This window comes from Janthinobacterium sp. BCJ23 (genome assembly GCF_059617945.1).
This window is the reverse complement of sequence record NZ_JCAQAW010000003.1, coordinates 182,817-201,487: the sequence shown is the minus strand read 5'-3', so window position 1 is coordinate 201,487 and position 18,671 is coordinate 182,817. Positions and strand designations below refer to the sequence as shown.

General features: G+C 61.5%; 17 protein-coding genes. 15 read left to right on the top strand and 2 right to left on the bottom strand.

Going from position 1 to position 18,671, the window contains the following annotated elements; genetic code table 11:
* Positions 1 to 52: 52 nt before the first annotated feature.
* On the bottom strand, positions 53 to 763 hold the full coding sequence (gene ompA, locus AC54AG_RS12475) for an outer membrane protein OmpA (protein WP_034751810.1): 711 nt from the start codon (positions 761 to 763) through the stop codon (positions 53 to 55).
* A gap of 164 nt (positions 764 to 927) precedes the next feature.
* Entirely contained in the window at positions 928 to 1,281 is a 354-nt protein-coding gene (locus tag AC54AG_RS12470; RefSeq protein WP_139248369.1) for a hypothetical protein, read from the bottom strand.
* Between the two features lie 138 nt (positions 1,282 to 1,419).
* On the opposite strand from AC54AG_RS12470, the gene gyrA reads away from it, so the two are divergent.
* From gyrA to AC54AG_RS12395, 15 genes are all read left to right on the top strand, one after another.
* The gene (gene gyrA, locus AC54AG_RS12465) at positions 1,420 to 4,098 is read left to right on the top strand and encodes a DNA gyrase subunit A (RefSeq protein WP_034751809.1); all 2,679 of its coding nucleotides are present in this window, start codon (positions 1,420 to 1,422) and stop codon (positions 4,096 to 4,098) included.
* A 151-nt stretch (positions 4,099 to 4,249) separates the two neighbouring features.
* Positions 4,250 to 4,834, top strand: a complete 585-nt coding sequence (locus AC54AG_RS12460) for a DUF2059 domain-containing protein (protein ID WP_496630504.1) — start codon at positions 4,250 to 4,252, stop codon at positions 4,832 to 4,834.
* Between the two features lie 28 nt (positions 4,835 to 4,862).
* Positions 4,863 to 5,954 (top strand): 3-phosphoserine/phosphohydroxythreonine transaminase, encoded by a 1,092-nt coding sequence (gene serC / locus AC54AG_RS12455; RefSeq protein ID WP_496630503.1) that lies wholly within the window; start codon positions 4,863 to 4,865, stop codon positions 5,952 to 5,954.
* Positions 5,955 to 6,133: 179 nt separating this feature from the next.
* Complete coding sequence (gene pheA / locus AC54AG_RS12450) at positions 6,134 to 7,204, top strand: prephenate dehydratase (protein ID WP_496630707.1); 1,071 nt, start codon at positions 6,134 to 6,136, stop codon at positions 7,202 to 7,204.
* A 149-nt stretch (positions 7,205 to 7,353) separates the two neighbouring features.
* Complete coding sequence (hisC, locus tag AC54AG_RS12445; RefSeq protein ID WP_496630502.1) at positions 7,354 to 8,460, top strand: histidinol-phosphate transaminase; 1,107 nt, start codon at positions 7,354 to 7,356, stop codon at positions 8,458 to 8,460.
* Between the two features lie 4 nt (positions 8,461 to 8,464).
* Entirely contained in the window at positions 8,465 to 9,373 is a 909-nt protein-coding gene (locus AC54AG_RS12440) for a prephenate dehydrogenase (protein ID WP_496630501.1), read from the top strand.
* Between the two features lie 18 nt (positions 9,374 to 9,391).
* The gene (aroA, locus tag AC54AG_RS12435) at positions 9,392 to 10,747 is read left to right on the top strand and encodes a 3-phosphoshikimate 1-carboxyvinyltransferase (protein WP_496630500.1); all 1,356 of its coding nucleotides are present in this window, start codon (positions 9,392 to 9,394) and stop codon (positions 10,745 to 10,747) included.
* 15 nt (positions 10,748 to 10,762) lie between these two features.
* Positions 10,763 to 11,431: a (d)CMP kinase gene (gene cmk / locus AC54AG_RS12430; protein WP_496630499.1), complete on the top strand. Its 669-nt coding sequence runs from the start codon at positions 10,763 to 10,765 to the stop codon at positions 11,429 to 11,431.
* A 118-nt stretch (positions 11,432 to 11,549) separates the two neighbouring features.
* Positions 11,550 to 13,262, top strand: a complete 1,713-nt coding sequence (rpsA, locus tag AC54AG_RS12425; protein ID WP_071650172.1) for a 30S ribosomal protein S1 — start codon at positions 11,550 to 11,552, stop codon at positions 13,260 to 13,262.
* A gap of 20 nt (positions 13,263 to 13,282) precedes the next feature.
* On the top strand, positions 13,283 to 13,588 hold the full coding sequence (locus tag AC54AG_RS12420) for an integration host factor subunit beta (RefSeq protein ID WP_008446215.1): 306 nt from the start codon (positions 13,283 to 13,285) through the stop codon (positions 13,586 to 13,588).
* A 256-nt stretch (positions 13,589 to 13,844) separates the two neighbouring features.
* Positions 13,845 to 14,147, top strand: coding sequence for a LapA family protein (locus tag AC54AG_RS12415; protein ID WP_034751796.1), 303 nt, complete (start codon positions 13,845 to 13,847; stop codon positions 14,145 to 14,147).
* Positions 14,148 to 14,193: 46 nt separating this feature from the next.
* Positions 14,194 to 15,369 carry a lipopolysaccharide assembly protein LapB gene (lapB, locus tag AC54AG_RS12410; RefSeq protein ID WP_034751794.1) on the top strand — a complete coding sequence of 392 codons (1,176 nt, stop codon included), beginning with the start codon at positions 14,194 to 14,196 and terminating at the stop codon, positions 15,367 to 15,369.
* 79 nt (positions 15,370 to 15,448) lie between these two features.
* A complete protein-coding gene (locus AC54AG_RS12405; RefSeq protein ID WP_072454428.1) occupies positions 15,449 to 16,816 on the top strand; it encodes a UDP-glucose dehydrogenase family protein in 1,368 nt (455 codons plus the stop codon).
* Positions 16,813 to 17,766, top strand: a complete 954-nt coding sequence (gene rfaE1 / locus AC54AG_RS12400) for a D-glycero-beta-D-manno-heptose-7-phosphate kinase (RefSeq protein WP_051991229.1) — start codon at positions 16,813 to 16,815, stop codon at positions 17,764 to 17,766. The genes AC54AG_RS12405 and rfaE1 overlap by 4 nt, the downstream gene beginning before the upstream one ends.
* Before the next feature lie 178 nt (positions 17,767 to 17,944).
* Positions 17,945 to 18,649, top strand: coding sequence for a ComEA family DNA-binding protein (locus tag AC54AG_RS12395; protein ID WP_070303965.1), 705 nt, complete (start codon positions 17,945 to 17,947; stop codon positions 18,647 to 18,649).
* Positions 18,650 to 18,671 lie beyond the last annotated feature (22 nt).

Below are 18,671 nucleotides of genomic sequence, written 5' to 3'. Positions count from 1 at the left end.
ATGCTGTTCTTGACTTGCGCGATGACTTGCGGCAAGTCCAGGGGTTCAGCAATTACTTGTTGCGGGTACCAACAACTTCGATTTCCACGCGACGGTTTTTCGCACGGCCTTCGGCAGTTTTGTTATCAGCAACAGGTTGTTTTTCGCCTTTGCCTTCGGTGTACACGCGGTTGCTTTCAACGCCTTTGTTGACCAGGTAGGCTTTGACAGCATCAGCACGACGTACCGACAGTTTTTGGTTGTAAGCATCGGTGCCGACGGAGTCGGTGTGACCCACAGCGATGATGACTTCCAGGTTGATGCCACCCAGTTGTGCGGCCAGCTCGTCCAGCTTGGACTTGCCTTCTGGCTTCAGCGTAGCTTTGTCGAAATCGAAGAATGCATCAGCAGCGAAGCTGACTTTTTCCGAGGTAGGAGCAACTACGACTGGCACTGGCACGACTGGTGCTGGTGCTGGAGCAGGTACGACTGGTGCTGGAGGAGCCACGCATTTGCCGTCTTGCAGGGTTTCTGGCTCTACGCACAGTGGTACGTCGCAACCTGGCACTGCGTCAGCAGGTGTCCAGTAGCCGGTACGCCAGCACAGGCCGAATGGGTCACGCACGATTACGCCGCGAGCATCTTGCACATAAGCGCTTTTTGGGCTTGGTGCTTTGATGTCAGTGGTAACTGGCGCGAATGGTGGGGAGGTTGGGGTTTGGGCCGAAGCCGAGCCAGCAATCACTGCGGATGCAGCGAAAAACAGCGTTACAAATTTATTCATTCTTTTTTCCTTTCGGGGGGTGATATCCGCAGAACAACACTGCGCTACTGGTGCTACGTGCCAAGATTTTATCATGTAGACCATATGCGCTCGTTTCAGATTGCGAAACTAGCAATTAACTTCCCAGTCATTTTGCCACACGCATCAGGGGCACACGACCGTGGTTAAATCAAAGCTTGCCCGATTTTAGACCGTGCGTTGTTTTTGCGCAACGAAAATGCCCATTTGTAACGCATCTGTAACAATTGATCGCTTTTTTTGCCTCTTTTAAGGGCAGGTGTCTTGAACTGACATTGCCATTGTGCATTATCGACAGGGCAACATGCACGGCTCCGATGCAAACTGCCAATCTTGCCGGTATGGCCAATTTGTACAGGTAGCTGGGCGCGCATGCTAAAATCGTGCGCTTGACTGTTAAGAGTGTCGAGCAAATGCCCACGGCGGCACTGCATGGCCAGCACGTACCCTTGCGGTACGCGTACTGGCCGCGCCGCCAGCCCGCCGATTTGTTCTGGCACTCTGCGACATGGAAGCCGGGCCACGCCAGTAGCGCGCGGCGCGGCGTCCACGACGACAGCCACCCAGGATATGCAGTATTGCGTCATACATTGCGTAACAGATAAGTTAACCACAGCCTGAGATCAGTCGAACCGCCAATGGATCAATTCGCAAAAGAAACAATTCCTATTTCCCTCGAAGAAGAGATGCGCAAGAGCTACCTCGATTACGCCATGAGCGTGATCGTCGGTCGCGCCTTGCCCGATGCGCGCGATGGCTTGAAGCCAGTGCACCGCCGCGTCTTGTTCGCGATGCATGAAATGAATAACGTGTGGAACCGCCCTTACGTCAAGTGCGCCCGCGTGGTCGGCGAAACCATGGGTAAATACCATCCCCACGGCGATGCCTCGATCTACGACACACTGGTGCGCATGGCGCAAGATTTTTCGCTGCGCTACATGCTCGTCGATGGCCAGGGCAACTTCGGTTCCGTCGACGGCGACGGCGCCGCAGCAATGCGTTACACCGAGTGCCGCCTGGACAAGATCGCCAGCGAGCTGCTGGCCGATATCGACAAGGACACCGTCGACTTCCAGCCCAACTACGATGGCAAGGAAAAGGAACCGACGGTCTTGCCGACGCGTATCCCGAATCTGCTGATCAATGGCTCGTCCGGTATCGCCGTCGGCATGGCGACGAACATTCCGCCACACAACATCACCGAAGTCATCGACGGTGCGCTGCACGTGCTGCGCAATCCCGAGTGCACGATCGATGAATTGATCGAGCTGATCCCGGCGCCGGACTTCCCGACGGCCGGCATCATCTATGGCGTGTCCGGCGTGCGCGACGGCTACCGCACGGGCCGTGGCCGCGTCGTCATGCGCGCCAAGACCCACTTCGAAGAATACGGCAAGGATGGCGGCCGTATCGCCATCATCGTCGACGAGCTGCCATTCCAGGTCAACAAGAAGTCCTTGCTGGAACGCATCGCTGAAAACGTGCGCGATAAGAAACTCGACGGCATTTCCGACATCCGCGACGAATCCGACAAGTCGGGCATGCGCGTGGTGATCGAGCTGAAACGGGGCGAAGTGCCGGAAGTGGTGCTGAACAACCTGTACAAGCAGACCCAGTTGCAAGACACCTTCGGCATGAACATGGTGGCACTGGTCGATGGCCAGCCCAAGCTGCTGAACCTCAAGCAGATGCTGCAATGCTTCCTGTCGCACCGCCGCGAAGTGGTCACGCGCCGTACCGTGTTCGAACTGCGCAAGGCGCGCGAACGCGGCCACGTGCTCGAAGGCCTGGCGGTCGCGCTGGCCAACATCGATGACTTCATCGCCATCATCAAGGCCGCGCCGACGCCGCCGATCGCCAAGGTCGAGCTGATGGCCAAGGCCTGGGATTCGTCCGTCGTGCGCGAAATGCTGGCCCGCACGGGCGACGGCACGACGCCGGGCGGCGTGGATGCCTACCGTCCGGAAAACCTGCCGAAGCACTACGGCATGCAGACGGATGGCCTGTACAAGCTGTCGGACGACCAGGCGCAGGAAATTCTGCAGATGCGCCTGCAGCGCCTGACCGGCCTGGAACAGGACAAGATCGTCAACGAGTACAAGGACGTGATGGAACATATCGCCGACTTGCTCGACATCCTGGCCAAGCCGGAACGCGTGACCGTCATCATCACCGATGAAATGACGGCCGCGAAGAACGAATACGGCGCAGGCAACAAGGACGTGCGCCGCTCGCAGATCGAGTTGAATGCGACCGACCTGGAAACGGAAGATCTGATCACGCCGCAGGACATGGTCGTGACCCTGTCGCACACCGGCTACATGAAGGCCCAGCCGATCACCGAATACCGCGCGCAGAAGCGCGGCGGCCGCGGCAAGCAGGCGATGGCGACGAAAGAGGAAGACTGGATCGACCAGCTGTTCATCGCCAATACGCACGACTACATCCTGTGCTTCTCGGATCGTGGCCGCATGTACTGGCTGAAGGTGTGGGAAGTGCCGCAAGGCTCGCGCAATTCGCGCGGCAAGCCGATCGTCAACATGTTCCCGCTGCAGGACAACGAAAAGATCACCGTGATCCTGCCGCTGTCGGGCGAGAACCGCACGTTCCCGGAAGACCATTATGTCTTCATGTCGACCAGCCTGGGCACCGTCAAGAAGACGCCGCTGAAGGACTTCAGCAATCCACGCAAGGCCGGCATCATCGCGGTCGACCTGGACGACGGCGACTTCCTGATCGGCGCGGCGCTGACCGACGGCCAGCACGACGTGATGCTGTTCTCCGATTCGGGCAAGGCAGTGCGCTTCGACGAAAACGACGTGCGTCCGATGGGCCGTACGGCGCGCGGCGTGCGCGGCATGAACCTGGAAGAAGGCCAGCACGTGATCGCCCTGCTGGTGGCCGAGAACGAGCAGCAGTCGGTGCTGACGGCCACGGAAAACGGTTACGGCAAGCGTACGCCGATCACCGAGTACACGCGCCATGGCCGTGGCACGAAAGGCATGATCGCCATCCAGACCAGTGAGCGCAACGGTAAAGTGGTTGCCGCGACCCTGGTCGATACCAGCGATGAAATCATGCTGATCACCACCGGTGGCGTATTGATCCGCACCCGCGTGTCGGAAATCCGCGAGATGGGCCGCGCGACGCAGGGCGTGACCCTGATCGCCGTGGAAGACGGCACCAAGCTGTCCGGCCTGCAGCGCGTGGTGGAAACGGATATCGACGAAGTCGAGCTGACGACGGAGGCGGATACCGCGCCTGCGCCGGCAGCGGCTGAACCGGCCGATCCTGTCGATCCGGCCCAGCCGGAGTAAGATGATTGGGGCTCTTTCGGGAGCCCCAATTGCTATTGGCGCGTGCTTATGCCGCCAGCAGAATTGCGTAGGTCGGCTTAGCCCGTCGGGCGTAAGCCGACAGGTCTTCCGGCCGCCACCCTTTTACCAGTCATTCAAGACCCCGCATGCCATGAGAAAAATCGTCGCCACCTTCTTCGCCGCGTTTTCGCTGGCCTTCCTCGCGACCCTGCCGGCCCTGGCCCAGAGCACGCAAGCCACGCCCGTGCGCCAGGCGGCGCCCAGCCCCGCCATGAAAGTGGCCGTGCGGCGCATGCTCGACGCGATGCAGTTCCCGCAACTGACGCGCAGCATCTTCGACCAGATGCTGCAATCGGTGCCCGCCATGATCCGCCAGTCGGCGCAGCAGCAAATCAACACCAACCCGAAACTGGACGAGCAGCGCAAGGCGCGCGCGCTGGCCAGCGCCGAGGAAGAAATCCCCCTGGCCATCGCCACCCTGACGCAGGTACTGGCCGACCCTACCCTGATCGACGAGCTGGGCGACGAAATGGTGCCCCTGTACGCGCGCTTTTACACGGTGCAGGAAGTCGAGCAGCTGACGGCCTTCTACAAGACGCCGCTGGGCCGCAAGATGCTGGCGACCATGCCGCAACTGTCCGCCGAATCGATGGCCATCAGCCAGCGCGTGCTGATCCCCCGCGTGAATGCCGTGCTTGACCAGGTCATGCGGGCGGCCACGCAGTCGCCCCAATAAGATTTTCATTTTTGCCAAGGATCGTATCGTGACCCATATCTACAATTTTTCAGCCGGCCCCGCCGTCCTGCCCAAGGAAGTGCTGGCGCAAGCGGCCGCCGAGATGCAGGACTGGCATGGCAGTGGCATGTCGGTGATGGAAATGAGCCACCGTGGTCCCGAATTCATCTCCATCTACAAGCAGGCCGTGGCCGACCTGCGCGAACTGCTGGCCGTGCCCGACAACTACAAGATCCTGTTCCTGCAGGGCGGTGGCTTGGGCGAAAACGCCATCATCCCGATGAACCTGGCGGGCCTGGCCGCGCAGCAGCCGGCCACCGTCGACTTCGTGCATACGGGTTCGTGGTCGGGCAAGTCGATCCAGGAAGCGGCCAAGTACGCCAACGTCAACGTGGCCGCGTCGTCCAAGGCCGCCCATTTCACGGGCGTGCCGCCCGTCTCCGAATGGAAGCTGACGCTAGGCGCCGCCTACCTGCACATCTGCACCAATGAAACCATCGACGGCGTGGAATTCCAGCAGGCGCCGAACGTGCCGGCAGCGACCACCATCGTGGCCGACATGTCCTCGCACATCCTGTCGCGCGTGATCGACGTGTCGCAATATGGCGTCATCTTCGGCGGCGCGCAGAAAAATATCGGCCCGGCCGGCCTGACCCTCGTCATCGTGCGCGAAGACTTGCTGGGCAAGGCGCTGCCGATTTGCCCGTCCGCTTTCGACTGGACCATCGTGGCCGAACATGAGTCGATGTACAACACGCCGCCCACCTACGGCATCTATATCGCCGGCCTGGTTTTCCAGTGGCTCAAACGCCAGGGTGGCGTTGCGGCCATGGAACAGCGTAATATTGAGAAAGCGGCTCTGCTGTACGCAGCGCTCGATGCGGACGACTTCTACCAGAACCGGATCGAGCCCGCATACCGCTCGCGCATGACCATCCCGTTCTATCTGCGCGATGAAAGTCTGAACGACGCATTCCTGGCCGGCGCCAAGCAGCGCGGCCTGCTGCAACTGAAGGGCCACAAGTCCGTCGGCGGCATGCGTGCATCGATCTATAACGCGATGCCGATCGAAGGCGTGCAAGCCTTGGTCAACTATTTGAACGAGTTTGCCGGACGCTAGAATGCCTGCCAAAAAGTCCAGGGCGTTGTTGCATTGCCTTGTCGTACATTCGTACTGCCAGCGGCAACGCGCCTAGCCCTGATCATTTTGTCCGGCATTCTCATGAGCAAGCGCGCCGGCCCGCCGCCGGCGCAGGCCGTGCGGCCATGATTGAAGTACAGCTGACGAAACAAACCACCATGACCGATAAATTGAAACCGCTGCGCGAACAGATCGATGCGATCGACGCGCAAATCCTCGAGCTGCTGAACCGCCGCGCGCAAATCGCCCAGCAGGTGGGCCACGTGAAGGCCGAAACGCAGGCTCCCGTGTTCCGTCCCGAGCGCGAAGCGCAGGTGCTGCGCGGCGTGGCCGAGCGCAATCCCGGCCCCATGGGCGACCGCGAAGTGCAGACCATCTTCCGTGAAATCATGTCGTCCTGCCGCTCGCTGGAAAAGCGCGTGACCGTGGCGTACCTTGGCCCGGCCGGCACCTTCAGCGAACAAGCCGTGTATCAGCAGTTCGGCAGCGCCGTCGAAGGCTTGCCGTGCGCGTCCATCGATGAAGTATTCCGTTCCGCCGAAGCGGGCACGGCGGACTTCGGCGTCGTGCCGATCGAGAATTCCTCGGAAGGCGCCGTCAACCGCACGCTGGACATGATGCTGCAGACTAGCCTCATCATCAGCGGCGAGGTGGCGATCGCCGTTCACCACAGCCTGATGACGAAGAGCGGCAACATGGAGGGCATCACGTCCATCTGCGCCCATTCTCAGGCGCTGGCCCAATGCCAGGTGTGGCTGAACCAGAATTATCCGCACGTGGCGCGCCACGCCGTGGCCTCGAACGCCGAGGCGGCCCGCATGGCCGGCGAAGATGGCACGGTGGCCGCGATTGCCAGCGAACTGGCCGGTGCGCAGTACAAGCTGGGCGTGGTCAAGGGCCATATCCAGGACGACCCGCACAACCGCACGCGCTTTGCCGTCGTCGGCACCTTGCAGACGGCGCCGTCGGGCAAGGACCAGACCTCGCTGGTGTTGGCCGTGCCGAACAAGGCGGGCGCCGTGTACCAGTTGCTGGCGCCCCTGGCCAAGCACGGCGTGTCGATGACGCGCTTCGAGTCGCGCCCGGCGCGCATGGGCAGCTGGGAGTATTATTTCTATGTCGACGTGGAGGGGCACGTGCACGATGCCGCCGTGGCGCAGGCGCTGGCCGAGCTGCAGAGCAATGCGGCGTTTTTCAAGGTGCTGGGGTCGTATCCGGTCAGTCTGTGACTTCGATTGATGCCTGTGGTGGTGTCGGATTACGCTGCGCTAATCCGACCTACCCGACATACGGTAAGCTGTAGCTTGGGTTAGCGCAGCGTAACCCAACAAACCACCTCCATTGACTGCCATTCATTCACCAACTTTTAAAGAACACCATGTCTAAAAATATCGGTCCAGAATACGTCCGCGCCATCGCCCCTTACCAGAGCGGCAAGCCGATCGCGGAAGTTGCGCGCGAATTCGGCCTCGACGAGGCAGCCATCGTCAAACTGGCGTCGAATGAAAACCCGTACGGCATGCCGGAATCGGCGAAGCAGGCGATGATCGCCGCCATCGATGGCCTGGGCCGCTATCCGGACGCCAACGGCTTCGACTTGAAAGCCGTGCTATCCAAGCGCTACGACGTGCCTGCCGACTGGATCACCCTGGGCAATGGCAGCAACGACATCCTGGAAATCGCCGCGCACGCGTTCGTGCAGCATGGCCAATCCGTCGTCTACTCGCAGTACTCGTTCGCCGTGTACGCGCTGGCCACGCAAGGCCTGGGCGCGCGTCATATCGTCGTGCCGGCGCAAGCCTACGGCCATGACCTGGACGCGATGGCGGCGGCCATTGCCGACGACACGCGTCTGGTCTTCATCGCCAACCCGAACAACCCGACCGGCACCTTCCTGACGGCTGCGCAGCTGGAAGCGTTCCTGCAAAAAGTGCCGGCGCATGTCGTCGTCGTGCTGGATGAAGCGTACAACGAATTCCTGTCGGCCGACGACCAGTACGAGTCGACGGCGTGGGTGCGCCAGTATCCGAACCTGGTGGTGTCGCGCACCCTGTCGAAGGCCTACGGCCTGGCCGGCCTGCGCATCGGCTTTGCCATCGCCCAGCCGGCGCTGACGGACCTGATGAACCGCATCCGCCAGCCGTTCAACGTCAACTCGCTGGCGCAGGCGGCGGCGATTGCCGCCCTGAACGACAAGGCCTTCCTCGAGCAAAGCGCGCGCAACAACGCGGCCGGCTACCAGCAGTTCACGGAAGCGTTTGCGCAATTGGGCCTGGAATACGTGCCATCGCACGGCAATTTCGTGCTGGTGAAAGTGGGCGACGACGATGAAGCGGGCGCGCGCGTGAACCTGGCGCTGCTCAAGCAGGGCGTGATCGTGCGTCCCGTCGGCAGCTACGGCTTGCCGCAATGGCTGCGCATTTCCATCGGCCTGCCGCAGGAAAACGCCATCTTCATCGCCGCGCTGACGAAAGCGCTGGCCTGACGATATGACGACGCCTGCACTGAAAAAAATTGTCATCTTCGGCGTAGGCCTGATCGGGGGCTCGTTCGCGCGCGCCTTGAAACACGCGGGCGCGGTTCAAACCGTGGTCGGCATGGGCCGCTCGCCAGCGTCGATGGCGCGCGCGCTCGAGCTGGGCATCATCGATGAAATCGGCGGCGACATGGCGCAAGCCTTGCATGGCGCCGACCTGGTGCTGCTGGCCGCGCCCGTGGCGCAGACGGGCGCTATTTTGACATCCATCGCGCCGCATCTGCAGCCGGGCACCATCGTGACCGATGCGGGCAGCACGAAGAGCGACGTGGTGGCGGCCGCGCGCGCGGCGCTCGGTGGCAAGGTGGGGCAATTCGTGCCCGGCCACCCGATCGCGGGGCGCGAGACGAATGGTCCCGATGCCGCCATCATCGACCTGTATCAAGGCAAGAAAGTGGTGCTCACGCCGCTGGCGGAAAACGCCGCGGACGACGTGGAACGGGTGGCGGCCGCGTGGCGCGCCTGCGGCGCCATCCTGCACACCTTGAGCCCCGAAGAACATGACAAGGTGTTTGCCGCCGTCAGCCATCTGCCGCATCTGCTGGCCTTTGCGCTGGTCGACGACATCGCCAATAAACCGCACGCGGGCCTGCTGTTCCAATACGCGGCCAGCGGCTTTCGCGACTTTACGCGCATCGCCGGCTCATCGCCGGAAATGTGGCGCGACATCAGCCTGGCCAACCGGCCGGCGCTGCTGCACGAACTGGACGCCTACCTGGCGCAGTTGACGACCTTGCGCGCCCACCTGGCCGCGAACGACGGCGCCGCCATCGAGGGCGTGTATGCGAACGCCCAGCACGCGCGGCAGCAATGGATCGAGGCGATTGAAACGGCGGAAGTGCCGGCCGCGCCCACACGATAAATACTCAAGGATTCCAGCATGACCCAGACCAAGCACTACCCCCACCATATCGATCTGAAACCGGTGATGCATGCCGAAGGCACGGTGCGCCTGCCCGGCTCGAAAAGCATTTCCAACCGCGTGTTGCTGCTGGCCGCGCTGGCCAAGGGCACGACGAAGATCATCGACTTGCTCGCCTCCGACGACACCTTCGTCATGCTGACGGCATTGACGTCGCTGGGCGTCAAATGGACGCAGGATGAATTGACGGGCGACCCGGCCACCGCCCACCAGGTGCACCACGTGGAAGGCTGCGGCGGCGTGTTCCCGCACCACGAGGCGGACCTGTTCATGGGCAATGCCGGCACGGCCATCCGCCCGCTGACGGCGGCCCTGGCCGTCATCGGCGGCGATTACACGCTGCACGGCGTGTCGCGCATGCACGAGCGCCCGATCGGCGACCTGGTCGACGCGCTGAACGCCGTCGGCACGCAGATCGAATACACGGGCGAGCAGGGTTTCCCGCCGCTGCGCATCCGCCGCGGCCACATCCACGCGCAGCGCATTGCCGTGCGCGGCAACGTGTCGAGCCAGTTCTTGACGGCCTTGCTGATGGTGGCGCCGCTGATGGCGCGCGACCATGCTGTCACCATCGACGTGACGGGCGAGCTGATCTCGAAGCCGTACATCGAGATCACCCTGAACCTGATGCGCCGTTTCGGCGTGACGGTCGAGCATGACGGCTGGCAGTCGTTCACCGTGCAGCCGGGCCAGCAATACCAAAGCCCAGGCACGATCCATGTGGAAGGCGACGCCTCGTCGGCCTCTTACTTCCTGGCGGCCGGCGCCATCGGCGGCGGTCCCGTGCGCGTGGAAGGCGTTGGGCGCGACAGCATCCAGGGCGACGTGCGCTTCGTCGAAGCCTTGCAGCAGATGGGCGCGACCATCACCATGGGCGAGAACTGGATCGAGGCACGCTCGAACGGCGTGCTGAAAGCCGTCGACATGGATTTCAACCACATTCCCGACGCGGCCATGACGATCGCCGTGGCCGCCCTGTACGCGGACGGCACCAGCACTTTGCGCAATATCGCCAGCTGGCGGGTGAAGGAAACGGACCGCCTGGCCGCCATGGCCACGGAGCTGCGCAAACTCGGTGCCGAAGTGGAAGAGGGCGCGGACTACCTGCGCGTGACGCCGCCGGCCGAAATCGCCGCCGCCACCATCGACACGTATGACGACCACCGCATGGCCATGTGCTTCTCGCTGGCCTCGCTGGACGGCGCCGCGCGCCGCGGCAACGAGATGCGCATCAACGACCCGAAATGCGTGGCCAAGACCTTCCCCGAGTATTTCGCCGCGTTTGCGGGGATTGCCAAAGACACCCTGATTTAATTGATTGCTCATACTATGCCGACCTCCCACATCCCAGTCATCGCCATCGACGGCCCCACCGCTTCCGGCAAGGGCACGGTGGCGCACCGCGTGGCCGACAAGCTGGGCTTTCATTACCTGGACTCGGGCGCGCTGTACCGCCTGACGGCCTTGAGCGCGCTGCGCCGCGGCACGGACTTGCGCGACGAGCACGCGCTGGCCAAGCTGGCCGAGCACTTGCCTTGCCACTTTGCTAATGGCGAGATCCTGCTGGCGCAGGAAAACGTCACCGAGCAGATCCGTGCCGAAGAAGTGGGCAATACGGCGTCGAAGATTGCCGTGTTGCCAACGGTGCGCCAGGCGCTGGTCAGCTTGCAGCTGGGCTTTCGCAAGACGCCGGGCCTGGTGGCCGACGGGCGCGACATGGGCACGGTGATCTTCCCGCACGCCCAATTGAAGGTGTTCCTGACGGCCAGCGTCGAGGCGCGCGCGCAACGGCGCTACAAGCAATTGATAGACAAGGGTTTTTCTGCTAATATGGAAGACCTTCTGATGGATTTGCAGGCGCGGGACGAACGTGATACTCACCGTGCGATTGCGCCGCTGGTCCCCGCGGAAGGGGCGCATGTCCTCGATACATCGGAAATGACGGCAGATGTTGCCGTTGAAACCGTGTTTAAATGGTATGCCGCCGCAGCAAAATAGCGTGTTGTTGTGCTATGTGGTGCCCGTTGACGGCTCCTGGCCTGTCCGGGTGTGTCAAAAACCTAACCCAGTTTAAGTCGCATCGTGCGATCTCTGCTGGATAACCTGTGTGAACCCTATGTCTACTGTTACAACTAACGAATCTACCGGTATGGAAAGTTTTGCTGCGCTCTTCGAGGAATCGTTGTCGCGTCAAGATATGCGCTCCGGCGAAGTTATTTCCGCTGAAGTCGTGCGCCTCGACCACAATTTCGTGATCGTGAACGCTGGCCTCAAATCCGAAGCATTCATCCCTGTCGAAGAATTCAAGAACGACCACGGCGAACTGGAAGTCAAAGTTGGTGACTTCGTTTCCGTGGCGATCGAATCGCTGGAAAACGGTTTCGGCGATACCATCCTGTCGCGCGATAAAGCCAAGCGTCTGGCTTCGTGGCTGGCTCTGGAAAAAGCGATGGAATCGGGCGAAATCGTCGTCGGTACCGTCAATGGTAAAGTCAAAGGCGGTCTGACCGTGTTGACCAACGGCATCCGCGCATTCCTGCCGGGCTCGCTGGTTGATACCCGTCCTGTCAAAGACACCACCCCATTCGAAGGCAAAACCCTCGAATTCAAAGTGATCAAGCTGGATCGCAAGCGTAACAACGTGGTTCTGTCCCGCCGCGCCGTCATCGAAGCTTCGATGGGCGAAGAGCGTCAGAAACTGATGGAAACGCTGAAAGAAGGCACGGTCGTGACCGGCGTCGTCAAAAATATCACCGACTACGGCGCGTTCGTGGATCTGGGCGGTATCGATGGCCTGCTGCACATCACCGACCTGGCATGGCGCCGTGTACGTCACCCGTCGGAAGTACTGACGGTTGGCCAGGAAATCACCGCCAAAGTCCTGAAATACGATCAAGAGAAAAACCGTGTTTCGCTGGGCGTGAAACAACTGGGCGACGATCCTTGGACCGGTCTGTCCCGTCGTTACCCACAAAGCACCCGTCTGTTCGGTAAAGTAACGAACCTGACCGACTACGGCGCGTTCGTTGAAGTGGAACAGGGTATCGAAGGTCTGGTACACGTTTCCGAAATGGACTGGACGAACAAAAACGTTGCTCCTAACAAAGTTGTCCAACTGGGCGACGAAGTAGAAGTCATGGTTCTGGAAATCGACGAAGAGCGTCGTCGTATCTCGCTGGGTATGAAACAGTGCAAAGCCAACCCTTGGGATGACTTTGGCGTTACCCACAAGAAGGGCGATAAAGTCCGCGGCGCGATCAAATCGATCACCGACTTCGGCGTGTTCATCGGCCTGGCCGGCAACATCGACGGTCTGGTGCACCTGTCCGACCTGTCCTGGACCGAAACCGGCGAAGAAGCCGTGCGTCGCTTCAAGAAAGGTGACGAACTGGAAGCCATCGTTCTGGCCATCGACGTTGAGCGCGAGCGCGTTTCCCTGGGCGTCAAGCAACTGGAAGGTGACCCATTCAACAACTTCGCAGCCATGAACGACAAAGGCTCGCTGGTAACCGGTACCGTTAAATCGGTTGAGCCTAAAGGCGCCGTGATCCAACTGTCCGAAGAAGTTGAAGGCTACCTGCGCGCTTCCGAAATCTCGCGCGACCGCGTTGAAGATGCTGGTACGCACCTGAAAGTCGGCGACACCGTTGAAGCAATGGTGCTGAACATCGACCGCAAAGCCCGTGGTATCCAACTGTCGATCAAAGCGAAAGACAACGTTGAAACCCAGGAAGCAATGCAGAAGATGGCAGCTACCGACAACAACGCAGCTTCGGGCACCACCAGCCTGGGCGCCTTGTTGAAAGCTAAGTTCGATAACAAGAACTAAGACTTCGCGGATACTGGCAGATGACAAAGTCCGAGCTGATCAACCGCCTCGCTGAGCGTTATTCTCAGCTGGTGGCGAAAGATGCGGAGTATGCCGTCAAGACCATTCTCGATGCGATGACCAACGCCCTGGCGACCGGTCAGCGTATCGAGATCCGCGGTTTTGGCAGTTTTGCCCTGAACAGCAGGCCCCCGCGTATCGGCCGCAACCCGAAATCCGGCGACAAGGTGATGGTTCCCGAAAAACGGGTACCGCACTTCAAGCCGGGCAAACAGTTGCGCGAGCGCGTGGACGCGATGGTCGGGCAACCGATTATCGAGGATTAATCGTCTGCTGGAAGGCGGAAAATAAAGAGCGGCGTCCTTGGATGCCGCTTTTTTTTGTTAATATGCTGTAGAGCACTGCTTAAACCTACTGCGCGGCGCGCTTTGCGGCCGGCGATGCTCACCGTACTTCAGTACGGTTGCGCTTCTCGGCCACAAATCACTGCCGCTCGCTACGGTTTGATCAGCACTCTACGTTTGCGCCATTTGCCATTTGCCATGTCGCACTGGTATTTTTTTGTTCACTCTGGACCTATCGATGAAAATCATCTCCACCATCGTTGGCTGTGTTCTTTTCGTCCTGTTCTTCAGTTTTGCGCTGAAGAATGCGCAGGTTGTCGACCTGCATGTTTTCCTCAATTATGAAATTCGCGGCCCCCTGGTCCTGATGCTGCTGGGCTTTTTTGTCGCTGGCGCGAGCCTGGGCGTATTGGCCCTGACGCCGACCGTGTTTCGTCACCGCCGCGAAGCGACCAAGCAAAAAACCACCATTGCCGCGCTGCAGACCGTTGGCGTGGCCAGCAATGTCCAGCCGCAACCGGACAGCGTGAGCGCGCAGTAAACGCCGCCGTCGCTCCTATCTCTCTTACTCGAATAAAAACAATCGCATGGATTTTGAACTCTGGTGGCTCTTGGGTATCCCGATGTTTTTCGCGCTGGGCTGGATTGCCGCGCGCGTGGACATTCATCAACTGGTGTCCGAATCGCGCAGCCTGCCGCGCAATTATTTCAAGGGCTTGAATTTCCTGCTCAACGAACAGCATGACAAGGCCATCGACGCCTTCATCGAAGTCGTCAAGCTGGACCCGGAATCGGCCGATATGCACTTCGCGCTGGGCAATCTGTTCCGCCGCCGCGGCGAAACGGAGCGCGCGATTCGCGTGCACCAGAACTTGCTGGCGCGCCCGGACTTGCCGCTGGAACAGCAGGGCCACGCCGCCTACGAGCTGGGCATGGATTACCTGAAGGCAGGCTTGCTGGACCGCGCCGAAGAAACCTTCAACAGCCTGATCGACACGCAATATGCGGCCCAGGCGCGCCGCGCGCTGCTGGAAATCTACCAGCGCGAAAAGGAATGGCCACGTGCCATCGAAGCGGCCGTGGGCTTGCAGGAATCGGGCGCCGGCGCGCGCCAGAAGGAAATCGCCCAGTTCTATTGCGAACTGGCGCATGACGCCCTCGTGCACATGAAGCCGGACGACGCCATGCCGCTGCTGGAAAAAGCCCTGCAGACGGACCGCAAGAGCGTGCGCGCCACCATCCTGACGGGCGACGTGCTGCTGGCGCGCGGCGACGTGGAAGGCGCGCTGACCACCTGGCGCCGCGTGGAGCAGCAAAGCGTGCCGCACGTGGCCCTGGTGGCGCAGCGCCTGATGGATGGCTATACCAAGCTGGGCCGTCCACAGGAAGGCGTCAACCTGCTGCGTTCCTACCTGGAAGAGGCGTCGTCGATCGACCTGATCGAAGTCGTCTTCAAGGCCGTCATCGAGCTCGACGGCGTGGAAGCGGCGAAGCAGCTGGTCAGCGCCGAGCTGCGCCGCACGCCGACCCTGCTGGGCCTCGATAAACTGCTGGAAGCGCGCATGATGGATGCGCCGGCCGCGATCTGGTCCGAGCTGTCGATGGTGAAAAACCTCGTGCACGGCTACACGCAGAAGCTGGCCCGCTACCAGTGCAGCCACTGCGGTTTCAAGGCGCGCCAGTTCTACTGGCACTGCCCTGGCTGCAACAAGTGGGAGACTTACCCACCACGCCGCACAGAAGAACTCAATGTCATGAACTGATTCGTACACGTCACCTTGCCCTGAGCAATGTGGCGTGTACTTCTATGTAAGACCTGCTTTTTATCCATACGGTACATCCATGAAAATCACTATTATCGGCACCGGCTATGTTGGCCTCGTGACCGGCGCCTGCCTGGCGGAGCTGGGCAACGACGTCTTTTGCCTCGACCTCGACGCACAGAAGGTCGCCTTGCTCAACAGCGGCGGCATTCCCATCCATGAACCGGGCCTGGAAGAAGTCGTGGCGCGCAACCGCGCCGCCGGGCGCATGACCTTTTCCACCGACATTGAAGCGGCGGCCGCGCACGGCGTGATGCAATTCATCGCCGTCGGCACGCCGCCCGACGAAGACGGCTCGGCCGACCTGCAATACGTGCTGGCCGCCGCGCGCGGCATCGGCAAGTACATGACGGACTTCAAGGTCATCGTCGACAAGTCCACCGTGCCCGTCGGTACGGCCGAAAAAGTACGCGCCGCCATCCAGGGCGAACTCGATGCGCGCGGCGTGGCCGCCACGTTCTCGGTCGCGTCGAACCCGGAATTCCTCAAGGAAGGTGCGGCCGTCGAAGACTTCATGCGCCCCGACCGCATCGTCATCGGCGTCGACGCCACGCCGGAAGGCGAGCGCGCGCGCGAATTGCTGAAAAGCCTGTACGCGCCGTTCAACCGCAACCACGAACGCACTTACTGGATGGACGTGCGCTCGGCCGAATTCACGAAGTATGCGGCCAACGCCATGCTGGCCACGCGCATCTCGTTCATGAATGAACTGGCGAACCTGGCCGACAAGGTGGGCGTCGACATCGAAGCCGTGCGCCACGGCATCGGCTCCGACCCGCGCATCGGCTACAGCTTCCTGTACGCCGGTTGTGGCTATGGCGGTTCGTGCTTCCCGAAAGACGTGCAGGCGCTCGAACGCACGGCGCGCGGCCACGGCCAGGAATTGCTGATCCTGCGCGCCGTCGAAGCCGTCAACGACCAGCAGAAGCAGGTGCTGGGACGAAAAGTGGTCACTCGCTTCGGCGAAGATCTGACGGGCCGGCATTTCGCCGTGTGGGGATTGGCCTTCAAGCCGAATACGGATGACATGCGCGAAGCGTCGGCCCGCGTGCTGCTGGCCGACTTGCTGGCGCGCGGCGCCACCGTGGCTGTGTACGACCCCGTCGCCATGGCCGAGGCGCGCCGCGTGCTGCAGCTGGACTTGACGCCGGAGCAATTGGCCAAGGTGCGTTTTGCCGACAGTTCGAAGGATGCGCTGCAGGATGCCGATGCGCTGGTCATCGTGACCGAATGGAAAGCCTTCCGCAGCCCCGACTTCGAGCAGGTCAAGGCGCGCCTGAAGCAGGCCGTGATCTTTGACGGACGCAATCTGTTCGAGCCGGCCGTCATGGCCGAGAACGGCATCGAATACCACGGGATCGGTCGCTCGATCCTGACGCGCGCATGAGCGCCCAAGAGGTGGTCGCCTTGACGGCGCCGGCCGCATTGGCCCAGGTACGCCTGCTGGTGGTGGGCGATGTGATGCTGGACCGCTACTGGTTCGGCGACGTCAGCCGTATTTCGCCGGAAGCGCCCGTGCCCATCGTGCGCATCGAGAAGCGCGAAGAGCGCCTGGGCGGTGCTGCCAACGTGGCGCGCAACGCGGCCGCGCTGGGAGCGAAGACGAGCTTGCTGGGCGTGGTCGGCGACGACGAGGCCGGCAGCCAGGTCGAACGCCTGCTCGAGGGCGGCGGCATCCACAGCTATCTGCAGCGCGATGCGGCCATTTCCACCATCATCAAGCTGCGCGTGATCGGCCGCCAGCAGCAGATGCTGCGCATCGATTTCGAGGATGCGCCCAGCGATACGGTGCTGCGCGACAAGCTGGCGCAGTTCAATGCCCTCTTGCCGCACTACGATGTGGTGATCCTGTCGGACTACGCCAAGGGCAGCCTGGTGAACGTGGCCGAGATGATCAAGGCGGCACGTGCCGCCGGCAAGATCGTCATGGTCGACCCGAAAGGCGATGATTTCAGCCGCTATACGGGAGCGTCAGTGCTCACTCCGAATAAATCGGAACTGCGCCGCGTGATCGGCAACTGGAGCACGGAAGAGCAATTGACGGAACGCGCGCAGCAGATGCGCGCCCAGCTGGGCCTGGACGCCTTGCTGCTGACCCGTTCGGAAGAAGGCATGAGCTTGTACACGGCCGATGAGGTGCTGCACATGCCGACCGATGCGCGCGAAGTGTTCGACGTCTCGGGCGCCGGCGATACGGTGATCGCCACCATGGCGGCCATGCTGGGCGCCGGCATGGGCCTGGGCGAGGCCGTGCGCACGGCCAACCGGGCTGGCGGCATCGTCGTCGGCAAGCTGGGCACGGCAACCGTCACCCGCGACGAGCTGTTCCCGCAGTAACTATGCCGCTGGATTCCGCATCTCACCTGCGCCAGTCTGTTTGATCTGGCGCAGGTTTTCCCGTCCTTCCGCTGTCCCGTCTTGTCAACCGTATCACGCCACAGCCGTTAAAGCCGTTAAGGCGCTGCTCTTCCCTTGCGTTCGAGTCAACTTGAAACCACACCACGGAGAGATACCCATGTTCAAAAAAATACTGCTGGCCATCGCCACCTTGATTGCGACGATGGGCTTTGCCTTTGCCCAGGTCGATGTCAACAAGGCGGACCAGGCGGCACTCGACAGCGTCAAGGGCATCGGCCCCGTCACGTCGAAAGCCATCATCGATGAACGTGCCAAGGGCGGCGCCTTCAAGGATTGGGCCGATTTCGAAACCCGCGTGAAGGGCATCGGCCCGAAAAGTTCCGTGAAGCTGTCGGAAGCGGGCTTGCAAGTGAATGGCCAGTCCATGTCCGGCGCGCCAGCGGCGCCCGCTCCGGCGCCGAAAGCTGCCGCGGCTAAAAAGGAAGCTGCTGTGAAGGAAGTTGCAGCGAAAGAAGCCGCAGCGAAGCCAGCTGCTGCGACCGACACCGCTGCGGCGCCAGCCAAGACAGCCGCTGAAACGAAGAAAGAAGCTGCTGCCGCGAAGAAAGAAGCCAAGGCCGCCGCTGCTGCCGCCAAGAAAGAAGCCGCCGCCGCCAAGGTCGTGCCTGCCGCCGCTACCGCGCCAGCCGCCGCCGATGCCGCCCCCGTGAAAACGGCGGCCGAAACGAAGAAGGAAGCGGCTGCCGCGAAGAAGGCGGCTACTGCAGCGAAAAAAGAAGCCAAGGCTGCGGAAGCGGCTGCGAAGAAGGAAGCCAAGCTGGCTGCGGCCGATGCGAAGAAGGCCGAAGCCGAGAAAAAGTAAGCGTGTTGCTGTAAGGCGTGCT

Bases quoted from the DNA above. Each gene is read 5' to 3' on its own strand.
- AC54AG_RS12440 (WP_496630501.1), top strand. From the start codon at position 8,465: ATGACGACGCCTGCACTGAAAAAAATTGTCATCTTCGGCGTAGGCCTG.
- AC54AG_RS12460 (WP_496630504.1), top strand. From the start codon at position 4,250: ATGAGAAAAATCGTCGCCACCTTCTTCGCCGCGTTTTCGCTGGCCTTC.
- ompA (WP_034751810.1), bottom strand. From the start codon at position 763: ATGAATAAATTTGTAACGCTGTTTTTCGCTGCATCCGCAGTGATTGCT.
- gyrA (WP_034751809.1), top strand. From the start codon at position 1,420: ATGGATCAATTCGCAAAAGAAACAATTCCTATTTCCCTCGAAGAAGAG.
- cmk (WP_496630499.1), top strand. From the start codon at position 10,763: ATGCCGACCTCCCACATCCCAGTCATCGCCATCGACGGCCCCACCGCT.
- rpsA (WP_071650172.1), top strand. From the start codon at position 11,550: ATGTCTACTGTTACAACTAACGAATCTACCGGTATGGAAAGTTTTGCT.
- lapB (WP_034751794.1), top strand. From the start codon at position 14,194: ATGGATTTTGAACTCTGGTGGCTCTTGGGTATCCCGATGTTTTTCGCG.
- AC54AG_RS12420 (WP_008446215.1), top strand. From the start codon at position 13,283: ATGACAAAGTCCGAGCTGATCAACCGCCTCGCTGAGCGTTATTCTCAG.
- AC54AG_RS12405 (WP_072454428.1), top strand. From the start codon at position 15,449: ATGAAAATCACTATTATCGGCACCGGCTATGTTGGCCTCGTGACCGGC.
- AC54AG_RS12415 (WP_034751796.1), top strand. From the start codon at position 13,845: ATGAAAATCATCTCCACCATCGTTGGCTGTGTTCTTTTCGTCCTGTTC.
- AC54AG_RS12395 (WP_070303965.1), top strand. From the start codon at position 17,945: ATGTTCAAAAAAATACTGCTGGCCATCGCCACCTTGATTGCGACGATG.
- hisC (WP_496630502.1), top strand. From the start codon at position 7,354: ATGTCTAAAAATATCGGTCCAGAATACGTCCGCGCCATCGCCCCTTAC.
- rfaE1 (WP_051991229.1), top strand. From the start codon at position 16,813: ATGAGCGCCCAAGAGGTGGTCGCCTTGACGGCGCCGGCCGCATTGGCC.
- pheA (WP_496630707.1), top strand. From the start codon at position 6,134: ATGACCGATAAATTGAAACCGCTGCGCGAACAGATCGATGCGATCGAC.
- aroA (WP_496630500.1), top strand. From the start codon at position 9,392: ATGACCCAGACCAAGCACTACCCCCACCATATCGATCTGAAACCGGTG.